Here is a 14,371-nt window from a genome sequence, read left to right on the forward strand (position 1 = left end):
AAAGTCCCGCCTGCGGGCGGGACCTTTTTTTACTCTTCGTCCTGCGCCACGCGCACCACGGTTTTGCCGAAGTTTTTCCCCTCCAGCATGTCAAAAAACGCCGTCGGCGCATTCTGCAATCCGTCAATCATGTGCTCGCGATAGCGGATTTCACCCTGCTCTACCCAGGGCTCCATCGCCTCAAGGAATTCGCCATAGCGATGGCCGTAATCGTCGAATATGATAAAGCCCTGCACCCGCAGGCGTTTCTTCAGAATATCGCCCATCAGCAGCGACAGGCGATCCGGGCCGTCCGGCAACTCAGTTGCGCTGTAGCCGGAGACCAGCCCGCACACCGGAATACGCGCTTTGGTATTCAGCAGCGGCAGTACCGCGTCGAATACCTTGCCGCCGACGTTTTCATAATAGATGTCGATGCCGTCCGGGCAGGCTTTTTCCAGCTGCGCCGCCAGATCATCCTGATGGTGATCCAGACAGAGATCGAACCCCAGCACCTCGACCGCATGGCGGCACTTCTCTTCGCCGCCGGCAATGCCAACGACGCGACAGCCTTTCTTCTTGCCGATCTGCCCTACCGTTGCGCCCACCGGCCCGGTCGCCGCAGCCACCACCAGAGTTTCGCCAGGCTGCGGTTCGCCGATATCCAGCAGACCCATATAAGCGGTAAAGCCCGGCATACCCAGCACACCCAGCGCCCAGGAAGGATTAGCAAGGTCGTTACCCAGCTTTTTCACCGCAGAGGCGGGCGCGACCGAATAAGCCTGCCAGCCGCCGCTCGACAACACCCAGTCGCCGGGCTGGAAATCGCCATGGCGCGATTCCACGACGCGGCTCACCGTGCCGCCGACCATCACGTCGCCTAGCTTCACCGGTTCGGCATAGGATTTTGCGTCGCTCATCCGGCCGCGCATATAGGGATCGAGCGACAGGTAGATGGTGCGCAGCAGCAGATCGCCCTCTTCCAGCGCGGGCAGCGGGATTTCGCCGAATTCGAAGTTCTCCTGAACCGGTTTACCGTGCGGGCGCGAGGCCAGTCTCCAGCCGTGATTTTGCGGTTTCGCCATCATTTCCTCCGTTGGTTAAAGCTTTAATGCTCCCATTGAGGCTATCAGAGGATGAGAAACTTGCCTGGCAGGAATGGCTTTACCTGGGTAAGAAAATAATGCTGCCGCGGCAATTAACCGCTAATCTGTTGATTTTTATCAATTGTATTCCACACGGAATGTGACGAAGCCAGCAGAAACGCAGAGCGGTTAAGCGGGAAGGTAATGGGAATTTTGTTAAGCAAGGATGTGAAAATGACACAGCGTATGATTTTGAATGAGACCGCTTTTTTTGGCGCAGGCGCTATCCGCAATCTGCCAGATGAAGTCCGGCGGCGCGGCCTGACGAAGGCGCTAATCGTCACCGATAAAGCGCTGGTCGCCGCTGGCGCCGTGAAGCGCGTCACCGACCTGATGGATGCGCATCAGCTTCACTGGGCGCTCTACGACGAGGTGGTGCCGAACCCCACCATCGCCGTGGTGCAGCGCGGCGTCGAGGTATTTAAGCGCGCTGAGGCGGACTATCTTATCGCCATCGGCGGCGGTTCGCCGCAGGATACCAGCAAAGCGATCGGCATTATTATTAACAATCCCGAGTTCGCGGACGTGCGCAGCCTCGAAGGCTTCGCGCCGACGCGTAATCCCTGCGTTACGCTGATCGCGATCCCCACTACCGCAGGCACCGCGGCGGAAGTCACCATCAACTATGTCATTACCGACGAAGAAAAACGCCGTAAATTCGTCTGCATCGATCCGCACGATATTCCAAAGGTGGCGATCATCGACGCGGAGATGATGGCCAGCATGCCGCCGGCGCTGAAAGCCGCAACCGGCATCGACGCGCTGACACACGCCATTGAAGGTTATATTACGCGCGGCGCCTGGAAGCTGACCGATATGTTGCATCTCAACGCCATTGAAATCATTAGCCAGTCGCTGCGCGACTCAGTGAAAGGCGATATGCAGGCGGTGGAGCAGATGGCGCTGGGTCAGTATGTCGCCGGCATGGGCTTTTCTAACGTTGGGCTTGGCCTGGTGCACGGTATGGCGCACCCGCTGGGCGCTTTTTATAACGTGCCGCACGGCGTCGCCAATGCGATTCTGCTGCCTACGGTGATGGCGTGGAATGCAGACTATACCGGCGAGAAATATCGCGATATCGCGCGCGCAATGGGGGTAAAAGGCGTGGATACGCTGTCGCTGGCACAGGCGCGTCAGGCGGCTGTCGAGGCGGTAAAACAGCTCTGCCGTGACGTAGGCATACCGGCTTCGCTGCGCGACGTCGGTCTGAATCCAGACGATGTGCCGGCGCTGGCCCAGGCCGCGCTGGACGATGTCTGTACCGGCGGCAATCCGCGCGAAGCCACGCTGGACGATATCAAAGCGCTCTATCTGCAAAGTTAAGCCTCTGTGCCGCCTTTCGGGGCGGCATTCTCCTCTCTTTTTCCTGCTTCCGGCGCACCTCACAGTAATCGGCGATATAACAGGCTTCAATTGTTGATTTAATGACCTGTTTGGCCGGCGTTTATCCAGAGACTACAAGCGGAGCCGCGCGACTGCTATTCTAGCCGCCTTGGCATGATGATTGACGAGGGGAAACCATGAAACGTATCGCCATTGAGATGGATGAAGTCATTATCGACTTGAACCACAAATTTAGTCCTGAAGCCGCCTCCCATGAGGCGCAGACAGGTTCACTGGACTCAGCAAAACCACAACAGTCGCGCCCGGCGCTGTTTCAGGAGATTGAAGAACTGATCGGCGAGGAGAGTTTTTACGCTGGACTGCCGGCATTGCCTGATGCACAGCGCGTTATTGAGCGCCTGTCGCAGGAGTATGAAATTTTTATCACCACTGCAGCGGTGGAATTCCCGCGCTCGCTAACGGCAAAACTTGAGTGGCTGAAAGCGAACTTTCCGTTTATCAGCCCGATGAATATCATTTGCTGCAGCAGCAAGGGCATTCTTAACGCGGACTATTTGATTGACGCCAATCCGCAAAACTTCGCACAGTTCACCGGCGAAGGCGTGTTGTTCACCACAGCGCAAAACCAGCAGGAAACCGGCTATGCGCGCGTCGATAGCTGGCGCGACATTGAACAGCGCTTTCTCTGAACCGAGCTGACTTCGCCACGCGCATTCGTGCGTGCAAGCCCCGCGCCTGAAGGATCCGGCGCGTTTTCCCCGGCTAATTTCAGCCTGAAATCGCACGCGTCAAACGCCCCGCCAGCAAGAAATCAATTTCTTTAAAAAACGCTGCGGCTTTTTACTTGATCTGGATCACGATTTTCCGCATAGTGCGCAACAAAACCACTATAACGATGCGGAGTATTGATGAGCCTTTATCAACATATGCTGGTGTTCTATGCGGTTATGGCTTCGATCGCCACGCTAATCACCTTTTTTATCGCAAAGGATAAGCTGACGATTCGCGCGCTAAGCGCCTTTCTGGTCGGCGCCACCTGGCCGATGAGTTTTCCCGTCGCCCTGATGTTCGCCCTGTTCTGATCCTGAATGCTCTGCAAGCCGCCTTGCGGCTTCATCCTGATTTTTCGACCTTTTCCTGCCGCCAGCTACACTTAGCAGTACGCCTCTGGTCACGCTGCTGACCAACGACGTTTGTTTGCTTACTTCCTCTCATCACAAGGAGCGGATATGCGTTTTGTTGCCTTTGCCCTGTTTATCACTCTGCTTAGCGCCTGTCGGTCAGGCCCCATGGCGCCAGAAAAACCCGTGCCTTCCGCTGAAACGCGACAGCAGACCTGCCAGCCGGGCACTACCGCCAGCCAGAATGACTGCGGCCATTTTCCTGAACCGGAATTTCATTAAGCAGTGAGAGCGGACGCGGCGTTGAGCCTGTGCTGGAGCATCATTCAAGAAGGGAAAATCGCGTCAGTCAGCAGGTGACTGACGCGAGAGGTACTTACGAGCGAGGTTTGTCAGATTTGATCTGGTTCGCTTCGCCCAGCGTTGAGCCAAGCTCTGCGCCCGTGGTTGGGTTCAGGCTGGGATCGGACGCGGTGCGGCTGGCCATATTGGCGAGATCGGTCGCCTGATCGGACGGCAGGGTTACCGACGCGCTACCGTCGCCGCCGTCAACTGCCGGCGCCGGATCGGCCACGAACTCAAAGTTCTCGTCAGAGTTCCAGCTACCGCGCATATCGCCTTCGCCCGCCGACATGTTGTAGTAGACGTTGGCGTACTGTTCAATCGGCGGCAATTTACCCGGCGGGAAATTGTTGCGAATTGAGTAGAGCGCTTTTTCAAACGAGATCTGGTGCGCGACTTCACGCGTCATCAAAAAGCCCAGCGCATCTTTCACGCCGACATCGTCGGTCATGTTGATCAGACGCTCATACAGGATTTTTGCACGCGCTTCGGCAGCGATGTTCGAACGCAGGTCGGCGGTCACTTCGCCGATGGTATCGACATACGCCGCAGTCCATGGCACGCCAGCAGAGTTAGTCAGCGGCGGTCCACCGCCGTAAAGCAGCGAGGTCAAATGGCTGTCGTTACCGGCACCGGTAATGTTGCGATAAATCTCGCCCTCTTCCTCTGTGCCTTCAGCCAGCTGACCTTTCGCGCCTTTGTTCAGCATACCCACCAGCGAGCCGATGATTTCCAGGTGGCTCAACTCTTCCGTCGCGATATCCATCAGCATATCTTTACGGCCTGGATCGTCATCGCCTAGGCCTTGGGTAAAATAGCGACATGCCGCAGCGAGTTCGCCCTGCGGACCGCCAAACTGCTCAAGCAGCAGGTTAGCCAGTCCTGGATTGGGCTTTTCAACACGGACTGTATACTGCAGTTTCTTAACGTGTCTGAACATTGCTCATTCCTTTCCAGTTGGATTGTCGGCCCTCTGGCAAGAGGGCCTGGCTGTAGCGTTGTTATTTTTTTGCTTCAACGCCTTCAGCTGCATCACGCGTCATGAACTGCTGAGTCACGTCCGGCAGGTGCGTCAGGCACCATTCCGCCATCGCGATCTCTTGCTCACGAATTTGTTCAAAAATACGCACGCCTTCGTGGTCGCCCACCAGCTCCGCCGCAGCGATTAACGAGGTGTAGTTAGCGATCTCAAACTGCTCAAAGACGTAACCGCTGATCGCACCTTTCACCACTTCGTCGTCGGCCAGCATGCCGCCCATTGCCTGACCCATCGCGGAGAGTTTGCCCAGCGCGTCTTTAAAGGCGGAATGAGAAGTGTCGTTACGGTCGATAACGGACTGTAATAAAGTCTGCTGCTGGCGCGTTTCTTCAATGTGCTGCTGAATACGCGCTTTTAAATCAGGATAGTGTTCGAGACGAGACGCCATTTTTTCCAGCATGCTTTCCGCCTGCTTTTCCATAGCGTGCGCGTCTTTCAACCAGGCCAAATAATTCTCTTGATGTGACATGATTCACCTCTTTAAAATGTGAGAGCTGCAAATACAGATTTCATCACGTCGGATAATTAGCTGGTTTTCTCAGCAATCACATTCAGCTTTTCATCCGTGGCTTTTTCTTCCTGCAGCGTTTCGGCCAGTAATTTTGCCGCCTCGTCAAAGCCCAGGCGTTTCGCCATTGCAGTCAGCGTGCCGTAGGTAGCAATTTCATAGTGTTCGACTTTCTGGGCGGCGCCAATTAAGCCAGCGTCACGCACCGGACCCGCTTCTACGGAGTCGATAATCTCCTGGGCTTCTTCCACTAAGCCTTCCAGCGCATGGCATTTCATACGGCGGATGCGCAGTTCTTCTGTTTTTTCAACAATTTGGTCCAGACGTTCAATTTGTCCGCGCGTCTCTTCAAGGTGTGCTTCAAACGCCGCTTTCAGCGATGCGTCTGTTGCGGCGCGCGCCATTTTCGGCAGTGCGCGAGTGATCTGCTTTTCTGCGCTGTAGACATCAGAAAGGTCATGAATAAAGAGATCCACCAGTGTTTTAATCGCCATTACAGGTTCCTCTTATCAAATTAGGTGATTGCTTTCCTGGCCAGGACGCTACAGAAATTAATAATAGTTGCTAAGTACAATTGCGCAAATTTAATAAAAGCGAAGCGCGGAAGAAAAATGGGTTGATTATTAAGGAATAATCTTATTTTTGCTGGTGCTGCCGCTTCAGTTAAATAGCGCAGAGCACGGTTCCGCTATTTAAAAAACACGTTTGGATCATCGGCTCGCTTATTTAGCACGCGCGGCGTCTGCCAGATGCAAATAAATTAGCGCTTTTATTGCCGTCACTACGTTATCGCGCGGCGTTAAAAACACGCCCGCGGCGGGTCGGCTTTACAGCGGCGGCGTCAGCCTTTAAAGTAGCGCGCAGACACCGGACTCCCTTCTTCCTGGTGCGTAAGCGTTAACGTCAACCAACGCACCACAGCGGCTTTGCCGCACTTTGTGATGCGGATCTTATGACCTTTCGACAGACCTCTGCCCTACGCGCTTCTCGCTTTACCCACTCTGGCTTTTTCCTGCTGGTATTGCTGCTGACCGCTGCGAACCTGCGCGCGCCCATTACCGCCGTCGGTCCGGTGCTGGAAAACATGCGTCACGCTTTCGGCCTGAGCGCCGCCGCCGCGGGCTTCTTTAATTTCATTCCGCTAATGCTGTTCGCCGCGCTGGCGCCGGTCGCCGCCATGGTGGGCAATCGCTTTGGGCTGGAGCGCAGCCTCTGGGCGGCGCTGCTGCTGATAACGCTGGGTTCGATGGTTCGCTGGCTGCCGCTCGAGGCGGCGCTGTGGAGCGGTACGGTGCTGCTTAGCGCCGGCATCGCCGCCGCCAACGTGCTGCTGCCGCCGCTTATTAAACGCGACTTTACGCAACACACCGCAAAATATATCGGGCTTTATGCCGCCACCATGTCGCTGACCGCCAGCCTGGCGTCAGGCATCGCCGTGCCGCTCGCCGCGCTCTCCGACGCGGACTGGCGCCTGTCGCTTGGCGTCTGGGCAGTGCCAGGCCTTGTGGCGCTGCTCGCCTGGCTGCCGCTGCTGACGCCGCGCGCAGCTGGCCCGACAGGCGCCACGCCCTCTCTCGCCGCAGACGGCGCTACGCCCTGGCGGTCGGCGATCGGCTGGCAGGTTTCGCTGTTTATGGCGCTACAGTCGCTGGCGTTTTACACCCTGATCGACTGGTTTACGCCTTACGCGCAGAGTAAAGGCTACAGCCAGGCGGAAGCGGGCTGGCTGCTGTTTCTCTACCAGGCGATCGCGATTGTCGCCAACCTCGGCTGTATGGTGGCGCTAAAGCGGCTGCGCGACGCGCGCCTCACGGCTTTCGTCGCCTCTGCCGCCATTTTCTGCGGCGTGCTGGGTCTGCTGCTGATGCCCCGTCTGGCGGCGCTCTGGTTGATTATCGCCGGCTTAGGTGCGGGCGCCTCGCTGGTGCTCTGCCTGTCGCTGTTTAACCTGCGCGCTCGCGATCATCGTCAGGCGTCGCAGCTTTCCGGCATGGCGCAGTGTGTAGGCTATGCGCTGGCGGCGCTGGGCCCGCTGTTTTTCGGCATTTTGCACCAGCGGAGCGGCGACTGGACGCTGCCGCTAACCCTGCTGGCGCTGCTGAGCTTTGCGCAAATGCTGCTCGCGCCGCTGGCCGGCAGCGCCAGGCAAATGGAGTGAGCCTTTAACTTCCTTCGTCTGGCGGCAGCTCATAATGAACCGCCAGCCAGAGGGTCGGTTCGTCGCTGCTGGTCCAGTTCACGCGGTGGCGCGTCCGCGCGGGCAGATTGATGAAATCGCCCGCGCGCAGCACCCGCTCCTTCGCTTCATCCTCTAGCTGCAACCCTGCCGCGCCCTGCACCACCAGCACCCACTCCCCCTGCGGCTGGCTGTACCAAAAGCCCGGCGGGCTCGCCTGGCCGGTAGAGACAATGCGCTCGATGCGCAGATCGGGTCGGCGCAGCAATTCTTCAAAAGTCTCCTGCTCGCCACGCTCGGCGGCTTGCGGTAAAGCGTCAAACAGGCTGGTTATCATAGCGGCCTCGGGGTTGCGGTGAAGAGTTCACAGATTTTGCACGCGCTGCATTGATTCAGCGGCGACTCGCGTTCATTATCCGGCGCCAGACGCCTCAGAAAAGGAGATTCACTCGTGACCGAACTCAGCAATGCGCTACTGGAAGAGATTCTGGAGCAGGTACGCCCGCTTACCTCGCGCGGCAGCGTCGCCAGCTATATTCCCGCGCTGGCCGAAGCGCCCGCGCACGCGCTCGGCATCGCCGTGGCTACGCCTGACGGTCAGAGCTGGCAGGCGGGCGACGCGCAGGAGCGCTTCTCGATCCAGTCCATCTCTAAAGTATTGTCGCTAAGCGTCGCGCTCACCCGCTATTCCGATGATGAAATCTGGCAGCGCGTCGGCAAAGAGCCCTCCGGCCAGCCGTTTAACTCGCTGGTACAGCTGGAACTGGAGCACGGCAAGCCGCGCAATCCTTTTATCAACGCCGGGGCGCTGGTGATTTGCGATATGCTGGAAACGCGCCTGACCGCACCGCGCCAGCGCATGCTGGAGATTGTGCGTCAGCTAAGCGGCCAGCCCGATATTAACTACGATCGCCACGTCGCCCGCTCGGAGTATGAGCACTCGGCGCGCAACGCTGCCATAGCCTGGCTCATGAAGTCGTTCGGCAATTTTGATAACGACGTCAGCAAGGTTATGCAGACCTATTTCCACTACTGCTCGCTCTCGATGAACTGCGTCGAGCTGGCGCGCAGCTTCGTCTATCTGGCCAACCAGGGCAAAACGGCGGATGGCGTGCAGATGATTACTCCGCGTCAGGCGAGACAGATTAACGCGCTGATGATCACCAGCGGCATGTATGACGGCGCGGGCGAGTTCGCATGGCGCGTCGGCATGCCGGGAAAATCGGGCGTCGGCGGCGGCATTATCGCGGTAATTCCCAATAAAATGAGCATTGCGGTCTGGTCGCCAGGCCTGGACGCCATCGGCAACTCGCTGGCGGGCACCGCCGCGCTGGAGCTGCTTAGCGATCGCCTGGGCAGCTCGGTTTTCTAGCGCGCGCGCAGCGGACGTCAGGCTGTACACGCATAGCCTAAGAATTTTTACAGAATTAGCCCCGTTCAGAACCTTAACGCGGTAAAATAGCGCCTGACGTTTACCAGCCAGTGATGTTTTCATGACCTTTTTCACCCCGTTGCAACAGCGACTCAGCGCCTGCCTGGCTATCCTGGCGGTGCTGCTGCTGTTCGTCGCGCCCGTGGTGTCGAAGGATCTGATGGCGCGCCACGGCGACGCGATGGCCGCCCCTGTGATGGCGATGTCGCACAGCGCCGACGCCATGCCGATGATGCATCATATGGACGACGCTATGATGCCTTCCGGCCATATGATGTCGGGCGAAGAGGGCGTCGCCTGCGGCTACTGCGAGCTACTGGTGCATGTGCCGCTGATGATCTGGGCTGCGATTCCCCTTCTCTGGCTGATGATGCTGATCGCGCGCGCGCCACCCCCGACGCCGCGCGCGGACCCGCCGCTGTGCCGACGCGAACGCCGCGTCTACCGGCCTCGTGCCCCGCCTTCCCGCTGCGTTTTTTAATCAGAATGCCTGCCTTTCCGCCGAGTAAAGCGACGGAAACGGGTTCGTCTTTAACTGAATAAAAATGGATGTGCTATGTCATCACTTCGGGAAACGGCGCCGCCGCGCGGCTCGTTATTCAATTTGCTGCGCCGCCTGCACTTTTACATCGGGCTGTTTATCGCGCCTTTTATTTTTATTGCGGCGCTGACCGGCACGCTGTACGTGCTGACGCCGCAGATTGAGAATGTTCTTTACGCTTCCGCACTGACCACCGAGCCGCAGGGAACGGCGCAGCCGCTTTCGGCGCAGGTCGCCGCGGCGCGACGCCATATCGGCGAGGCGGCGCCTGTTTATGCGGTGCGTCCGGCACCTGGCGCACAGGAAACCACGCGCGTGCAGTTCAGCCAGAGCGACCTTGGGCCGTCAGAATCGCGCTCGGTGTTTATCGATCCCTACACCTTGCAGGTCAAGGGCGATATGACGGTTTACGGCACCAGCGGCGTGCTGCCGCTGCGCATGTGGCTGGATCAGCTGCATCGCGGCCTGCTGCTAGGCGACGTCGGGCGAATTTACAGCGAACTGGCCGCCTCCTGGCTGTGGGTCGCCGCGCTCGGCGGCCTGGTGCTGTGGCTCGGCACCCGCCCGCGCAGAAAAATGAAAAAACCTGCGTCAGGCTTCGCCTTCGCCCGCCACTGGCATATAACGCTTGGTTTGGCGCTGTCGCTGGGTCTGGTCTTCTTCTCGGTCACGGGCCTCACCTGGTCGCAGTGGGCGGGCGGCAATATTGATAAAATGCGCAGCGAACTGGGCTGGATGACGCCGCAGGTGCGCACCGCGCTGGATGCCAGCGCGCCCGCTGCCAGCGCCGATCCCCATGCCGATCATCACGCTATGCCGCAGATGGACGGCATGGATATGAGCGGTATGGCGGTGCCAGTGAAGCCGGCCAGAGCGATAAACGCGCCGGACGCCGACTGGGACAGCGTGCTTAACGCCGCGCGACGCAGCGACATCCACGCCGCAAAACTAGAGCTGCGCCAGCCTAAAGCAGAGGGACAGGCCTGGACGGTAAGCGAGATCGACCGCAGCTGGCCGAGTCAGGTTGACGCCGTTTCGGTGGATCCCACCACGTTCGCCATTGTCGACCGCGTCGAATTCGCGCATTTTCCGCTGGTAGCGAAGCTGACGCGCTGGGGCGTTGACGCCCACATGGGCGTACTGTTCGGCTGGCCGAACCAGCTGCTGCTGGCCCTGTTCGGCTTTGGCCTGTGCGCCACTATCGCGCTCGGCTACCGCATGTGGTGGATCCGTCGCCCGGCGCTGCCCGCGCAGAATCCGGCGCAAACGCTCCTTGTCGCCTGGCTGGCGATGCCGCGCTATGCGCAGGCCGCCTCGCTGATCGTTGCGCTGGCGCTGGGCTGGGCGCTGCCGGTAATGGGAGGTAGCCTGCTGGCGTTTATCGCTATCGATCTGCTGCGCTGGCGTAAGGCGCAGCGTGCCGCCATGCCGCAGCCGGAAACGCCGCTGGAGCAGCAGTCACCGCTGGGTATCGTGCGCGGGCGCTTCGCTGCAAAGCAGAAAGAGATGCGTTATTTCCTGCGCAGCGTGGTGATTTTATGGCTGATTGTCGGCACGGTGATGGGTAAAGCCATTATCAGCGGCGTTATCGAGCAGTATCAGATCGCCTTTAGCGACTGGTCGCTGATGATGTACGTCACCCAGGCGTTAATGGTGCTCCTCTATACCTCGGTCTTTACCGGCCTGATGTCGATTCCGCTGTGGTATTTCTTCCTCGGCGAGAGCGACGAACAGGGCAAATAAAGGCGCCAACTGCCCGTCCGCCGCGACGGGCAGCTTATTCAAAAAAGTTGAACTCTCTCAGCAAATCCCCCTGCTTCTCATCTTTTCCCATCGGTTTATCATCGTTCTGTAAGCTCATAACAGGAGATGATGATGAACGTTGTGCGTGCCCATCGCGGCCAGCTGTTTGAATATGGTCCTTTTACCATTCGCCGTCTGCGCCCGGGCGAACGCTTCGGGCCGCTAGCGATTGTCGATATGACGACGCTGAAACTCGGCGCGCGCATTTCGATGCACGAGCATGTGAACGACGACATCCTCAGCTACGTCTGGCGCGGCTCGGTGCAGCATACCGACCTGCAGGGCGAACGCACGCCGCTGTCGGCGAAACGGGTGATGGTGGTGAATGCGGGCGAAGGCCTGCGGCACGAAGAGTCCGCGCCGCTGATTGAAGCCGAAGTGCTGCAGGCGTTTATCCGTCCGGCGCGCGCCGGCGGCGAAGCGAAAACCCAGCTGCTGGAGCGCGCTGACGGCGTCGCCCACAACGCCTGGACGTGGCTGGCAGGGCCGGAAGGCAGCGCCGCGCCGTTGACGCTGCGTCAGGCGGTGCATATTTACGACGTGCGACTGGAGCGCGGCAACACGCTGGAGGTGCCCGCTATTCCCGGCTTTGCGCCCTGGCTGGCGGTGCTGGACGGCGTGGTGAATCTGGAGGGGCAGCGCCTGCATAAAGGCGATGTGGCCGGCGACACCGAAGCGCTGCCGGCCGTAACCGCTGAGCGCGACGCCACGCTAATCTGCTTTCTGGTGGATGCGGAAGCGACCGGCGTGATGAGCGGAACCGTCAGCGGCAGTTAGAGCAAGGGAAGGTGAAAACCTTCCCTTTTCTTCACTCGTGGTGATGCGCGCGCTGTAGCGTATGCCGGAACTGGCGCACCTGCTCGCGTGACCAGCAGCGTTCTCTGAATGCCACGTTTTTTACCGGCTCGGGCAACGGCACCCCGTCCAGCGATCCGCGATTACAGTAGGCGCGCACCAGCCTCAGCGGAGAGACGCCCAGGTAGCGCGCGAATTCAGACAAGGTCATTAACTCACTTTTCATATACGTCTCCTTTTGCCAATGATTCTCTGCATCATCGAATCCTTTGACCGCGCGTTGTTTGATCTGGCGCATTGAAGGAGTGATTAAAATTTGAGCTAAGCGTAAAATTCATTTTTTTCCTGACTGGCGAAGCGGCAGATTTTCACCCAGGCTTGAGGCTCTCTCTTCTGCGTGTGAGGCTGCGTGAAACCCTACTCTCTGCTGCTTATCTGCCTGCTTTTTCCCGGCCTGGCCGCCGCGCACAGCGTGGAAACGGGCAAGTCTCTTCCGCCAGTCTTTATCGCCAACGAGGGCGAACTGGTGATGCAACATGAGATGCTGGGCTACCAGCGCTGGAGCAGCCAGTCGCTGACCGGTAAAGTTCGTATGGTGATCCACGTTGCCGGGCGGCTTTCGGCCAAAGAGCAAAACGCGCCGCTGATCGCCGCCATTCAGCAGGCGAACTTTCCGCGCAGCCGCTTTCAGACCACTACTATCGTTAATACGGACGACGCGATCCCTGGCAGCGCGATTTTCGTCGAGCGCAGCATCAAATCGAGCAAGCGCGACGCGCCCTGGCAGCATTTTGTTATCGACAGCAGCGGCGTGGCGCGAAACAGCTGGCAGCTGACGCCGCACGGCTCTACGGTCATTCTGCTGGACGCACAGGGCGTGGTTCGCTTCGCGAAAGATGGCGCCCTGACGGCACGGGAAGTTAAAGAGGCCGTCGCTTTGCTTAACCAGATGCTGTCCGAAGCGCCTGCGCCCTCTGACACCGCACTTAGTTCGTGAATAAAATTATTATTTTATTGCCACTTATCTCCGTTTCCCCCGTCAGAGCGGCAATTCTCGTCTACGCTTTATTGCACCGCCGCGTCAAAACCAAACAATAACGCTCAGTTTACGGCGGTGCTAAAAATAACAGGCTTCACTTTTTTAGATGGCTCCTTCTGCGCCACTTTGTTCATTTGCAATTACGACAGGCCGACGCTCACCTGCAAGTAAGGACTGCCATCATGACCATTTTTGCTGAAAGAGATCCTACCCTCATTTACAGCGATCCCCTGATGTTACTCGCGAGTATCGAACAGCGTCTTGATCGACTGCTGCCGGTAGAAAGCGAACGCGACTGCGTGGGGCTCGCGATGCGCGAAGGGGCGCTGGCGCCAGGCAAACGCATCCGGCCGGTGCTGCTGATGCTGGCCGCGCACGACCTGGGCTACCGCGACGAACTCAGCGGCCTGCTCGATTTCGCCTGTGCCGTTGAGATGGTACATGCCGCCTCGCTAATACTCGATGATATTCCCTGCATGGACGACGCCGAACTGCGGCGCGGCCGCCCGACCATCCATCGCCAGTTTGGCGAGCCGGTGGCGATACTGGCCGCCGTCGCCTTGCTGAGCCGCGCCTTCGGCGTTATCGCAATGGCGGACGGCATCAGTAGCCAGGCGAAAACCCAGGCTGTGGCGGAACTTTCCCACTCCGTGGGCATTCAGGGACTGGTACAGGGACAGTTTCGCGATTTGACCGAAGGCGGCCAGCCGCGCAGCGCCGACGCTATTCAGCTCACTAACCATTTCAAAACCAGCGCGCTGTTCAGCGCGGCGATGCAGATGGCCTCGGTGGCCGCCGGCGCGCCGCTGGAGTCGCGTGAAAAGCTGCACCGCTTTGCGCGGGATCTCGGCCAGGCTTTCCAGCTGCTGGACGACCTGACCGACGGTCAGAGCGACACCGGAAAAGACGCCCATCAGGATGTGGGAAAATCGACGCTGGTCAATATGCTGGGCAGCAAAGCGGTGGAGAAGCGGCTGCGCGACCATCTGCGCCGCGCGGATCGCCATCTGGCTTCCGCCTGCGACAGCGGTTACGCCACCCGGCATTTCGTGCAGGCCTGGTTCGACAAAAAACTCGCTATGGTCGGCTGACCGCGCGTTTCCCGTC

The 14,371-nt window shown here is 58.8% G+C and carries 17 protein-coding genes; 11 read left to right on the forward strand and 6 right to left on the reverse strand.

Annotation, left to right across the window (positions count from 1 at the left end; translation table 11 throughout):
- Window positions 1-29: 29 nt before the first annotated feature.
- Window positions 30-1,067: an NADP-dependent oxidoreductase gene (locus B3229_RS02075; RefSeq protein ID WP_048781157.1), complete on the reverse strand. Its 1,038-nt coding sequence runs from the start codon at window positions 1,065-1,067 to the stop codon at window positions 30-32.
- Window positions 1,068-1,298: 231 nt separating this feature from the next.
- Between B3229_RS02075 and fucO the strand changes: the two genes are divergently transcribed.
- The 4 genes from fucO (at window position 1,299) to B3229_RS02095 (ending at window position 3,871) form a co-directional block, all read left to right on the forward strand.
- Window positions 1,299-2,447 carry a lactaldehyde reductase gene (gene fucO, locus B3229_RS02080; RefSeq protein WP_286868137.1) on the forward strand — a complete coding sequence of 383 codons (1,149 nt, stop codon included), beginning with the start codon at window positions 1,299-1,301 and terminating at the stop codon, window positions 2,445-2,447.
- A 197-nt stretch (window positions 2,448-2,644) separates the two neighbouring features.
- The gene (locus tag B3229_RS02085) at window positions 2,645-3,157 is read left to right on the forward strand and encodes a 5' nucleotidase, NT5C type (protein WP_053092175.1); all 513 of its coding nucleotides are present in this window, start codon (window positions 2,645-2,647) and stop codon (window positions 3,155-3,157) included.
- A 219-nt stretch (window positions 3,158-3,376) separates the two neighbouring features.
- Window positions 3,377-3,550 (forward strand): GhoT/OrtT family toxin, encoded by a 174-nt coding sequence (locus tag B3229_RS02090; RefSeq protein ID WP_065426280.1) that lies wholly within the window; start codon window positions 3,377-3,379, stop codon window positions 3,548-3,550.
- A gap of 147 nt (window positions 3,551-3,697) precedes the next feature.
- Window positions 3,698-3,871 carry a hypothetical protein gene (locus tag B3229_RS02095; protein ID WP_193390062.1) on the forward strand — a complete coding sequence of 58 codons (174 nt, stop codon included), beginning with the start codon at window positions 3,698-3,700 and terminating at the stop codon, window positions 3,869-3,871.
- A gap of 94 nt (window positions 3,872-3,965) precedes the next feature.
- On the opposite strand, the gene B3229_RS02100 is transcribed toward B3229_RS02095, so the two are convergent.
- The 3 genes from B3229_RS02100 to B3229_RS02110 form a co-directional block, all read right to left on the reverse strand.
- Window positions 3,966-4,871 (reverse strand): manganese catalase family protein, encoded by a 906-nt coding sequence (locus B3229_RS02100; RefSeq protein WP_048781155.1) that lies wholly within the window; start codon window positions 4,869-4,871, stop codon window positions 3,966-3,968.
- Window positions 4,872-4,932: 61 nt separating this feature from the next.
- Window positions 4,933-5,439 carry a ferritin-like domain-containing protein gene (locus tag B3229_RS02105; RefSeq protein ID WP_048781154.1) on the reverse strand — a complete coding sequence of 169 codons (507 nt, stop codon included), beginning with the start codon at window positions 5,437-5,439 and terminating at the stop codon, window positions 4,933-4,935.
- 56 nt (window positions 5,440-5,495) lie between these two features.
- Window positions 5,496-5,972, reverse strand: coding sequence for a ferritin-like domain-containing protein (locus B3229_RS02110; protein ID WP_033749031.1), 477 nt, complete (start codon window positions 5,970-5,972; stop codon window positions 5,496-5,498).
- Between the two features lie 458 nt (window positions 5,973-6,430).
- On the opposite strand from B3229_RS02110, the gene B3229_RS02115 reads away from it, so the two are divergent.
- Window positions 6,431-7,636, forward strand: coding sequence for a CynX/NimT family MFS transporter (locus B3229_RS02115; RefSeq protein WP_286868144.1), 1,206 nt, complete (start codon window positions 6,431-6,433; stop codon window positions 7,634-7,636).
- Window positions 7,637-7,640: 4 nt separating this feature from the next.
- Here B3229_RS02115 and B3229_RS02120 read toward each other — a convergent pair whose 3' ends face one another.
- Window positions 7,641-7,991, reverse strand: a complete 351-nt coding sequence (locus B3229_RS02120; RefSeq protein ID WP_286868146.1) for a cupin domain-containing protein — start codon at window positions 7,989-7,991, stop codon at window positions 7,641-7,643.
- 114 nt (window positions 7,992-8,105) lie between these two features.
- On the opposite strand from B3229_RS02120, the gene glsB reads away from it, so the two are divergent.
- From glsB to B3229_RS02140, 4 genes are all read left to right on the forward strand, one after another.
- Complete coding sequence (gene glsB / locus B3229_RS02125; RefSeq protein ID WP_048781151.1) at window positions 8,106-9,026, forward strand: glutaminase B; 921 nt, start codon at window positions 8,106-8,108, stop codon at window positions 9,024-9,026.
- A gap of 121 nt (window positions 9,027-9,147) precedes the next feature.
- Entirely contained in the window at window positions 9,148-9,567 is a 420-nt protein-coding gene (locus tag B3229_RS02130; RefSeq protein WP_286868150.1) for a DUF2946 domain-containing protein, read from the forward strand.
- A 75-nt stretch (window positions 9,568-9,642) separates the two neighbouring features.
- Entirely contained in the window at window positions 9,643-11,370 is a 1,728-nt protein-coding gene (locus B3229_RS02135; protein WP_286868153.1) for a DUF2534 family protein, read from the forward strand.
- Window positions 11,371-11,496: 126 nt separating this feature from the next.
- Window positions 11,497-12,207: a pirin family protein gene (locus B3229_RS02140; RefSeq protein WP_376747221.1), complete on the forward strand. Its 711-nt coding sequence runs from the start codon at window positions 11,497-11,499 to the stop codon at window positions 12,205-12,207.
- A gap of 31 nt (window positions 12,208-12,238) precedes the next feature.
- On the opposite strand, the gene B3229_RS02145 is transcribed toward B3229_RS02140, so the two are convergent.
- Window positions 12,239-12,451, reverse strand: a complete 213-nt coding sequence (locus B3229_RS02145; RefSeq protein ID WP_286868155.1) for a hypothetical protein — start codon at window positions 12,449-12,451, stop codon at window positions 12,239-12,241.
- Window positions 12,452-12,634: 183 nt separating this feature from the next.
- On the opposite strand from B3229_RS02145, the gene B3229_RS02150 reads away from it, so the two are divergent.
- Together B3229_RS02150 and B3229_RS02155 are read left to right on the forward strand one after the other, a co-directional pair.
- Complete coding sequence (locus tag B3229_RS02150) at window positions 12,635-13,222, forward strand: YtfJ family protein (RefSeq protein ID WP_286868156.1); 588 nt, start codon at window positions 12,635-12,637, stop codon at window positions 13,220-13,222.
- 275 nt (window positions 13,223-13,497) lie between these two features.
- The gene (locus B3229_RS02155) at window positions 13,498-14,355 is read left to right on the forward strand and encodes a polyprenyl synthetase family protein (RefSeq protein ID WP_048781182.1); all 858 of its coding nucleotides are present in this window, start codon (window positions 13,498-13,500) and stop codon (window positions 14,353-14,355) included.
- Window positions 14,356-14,371 lie beyond the last annotated feature (16 nt).

This window comes from Pantoea sp. UBA5035 (assembly GCF_002415245.1).
In the GTDB taxonomy this organism is placed as follows: domain Bacteria; phylum Pseudomonadota; class Gammaproteobacteria; order Enterobacterales; family Enterobacteriaceae; genus Pantoea; species Pantoea septica.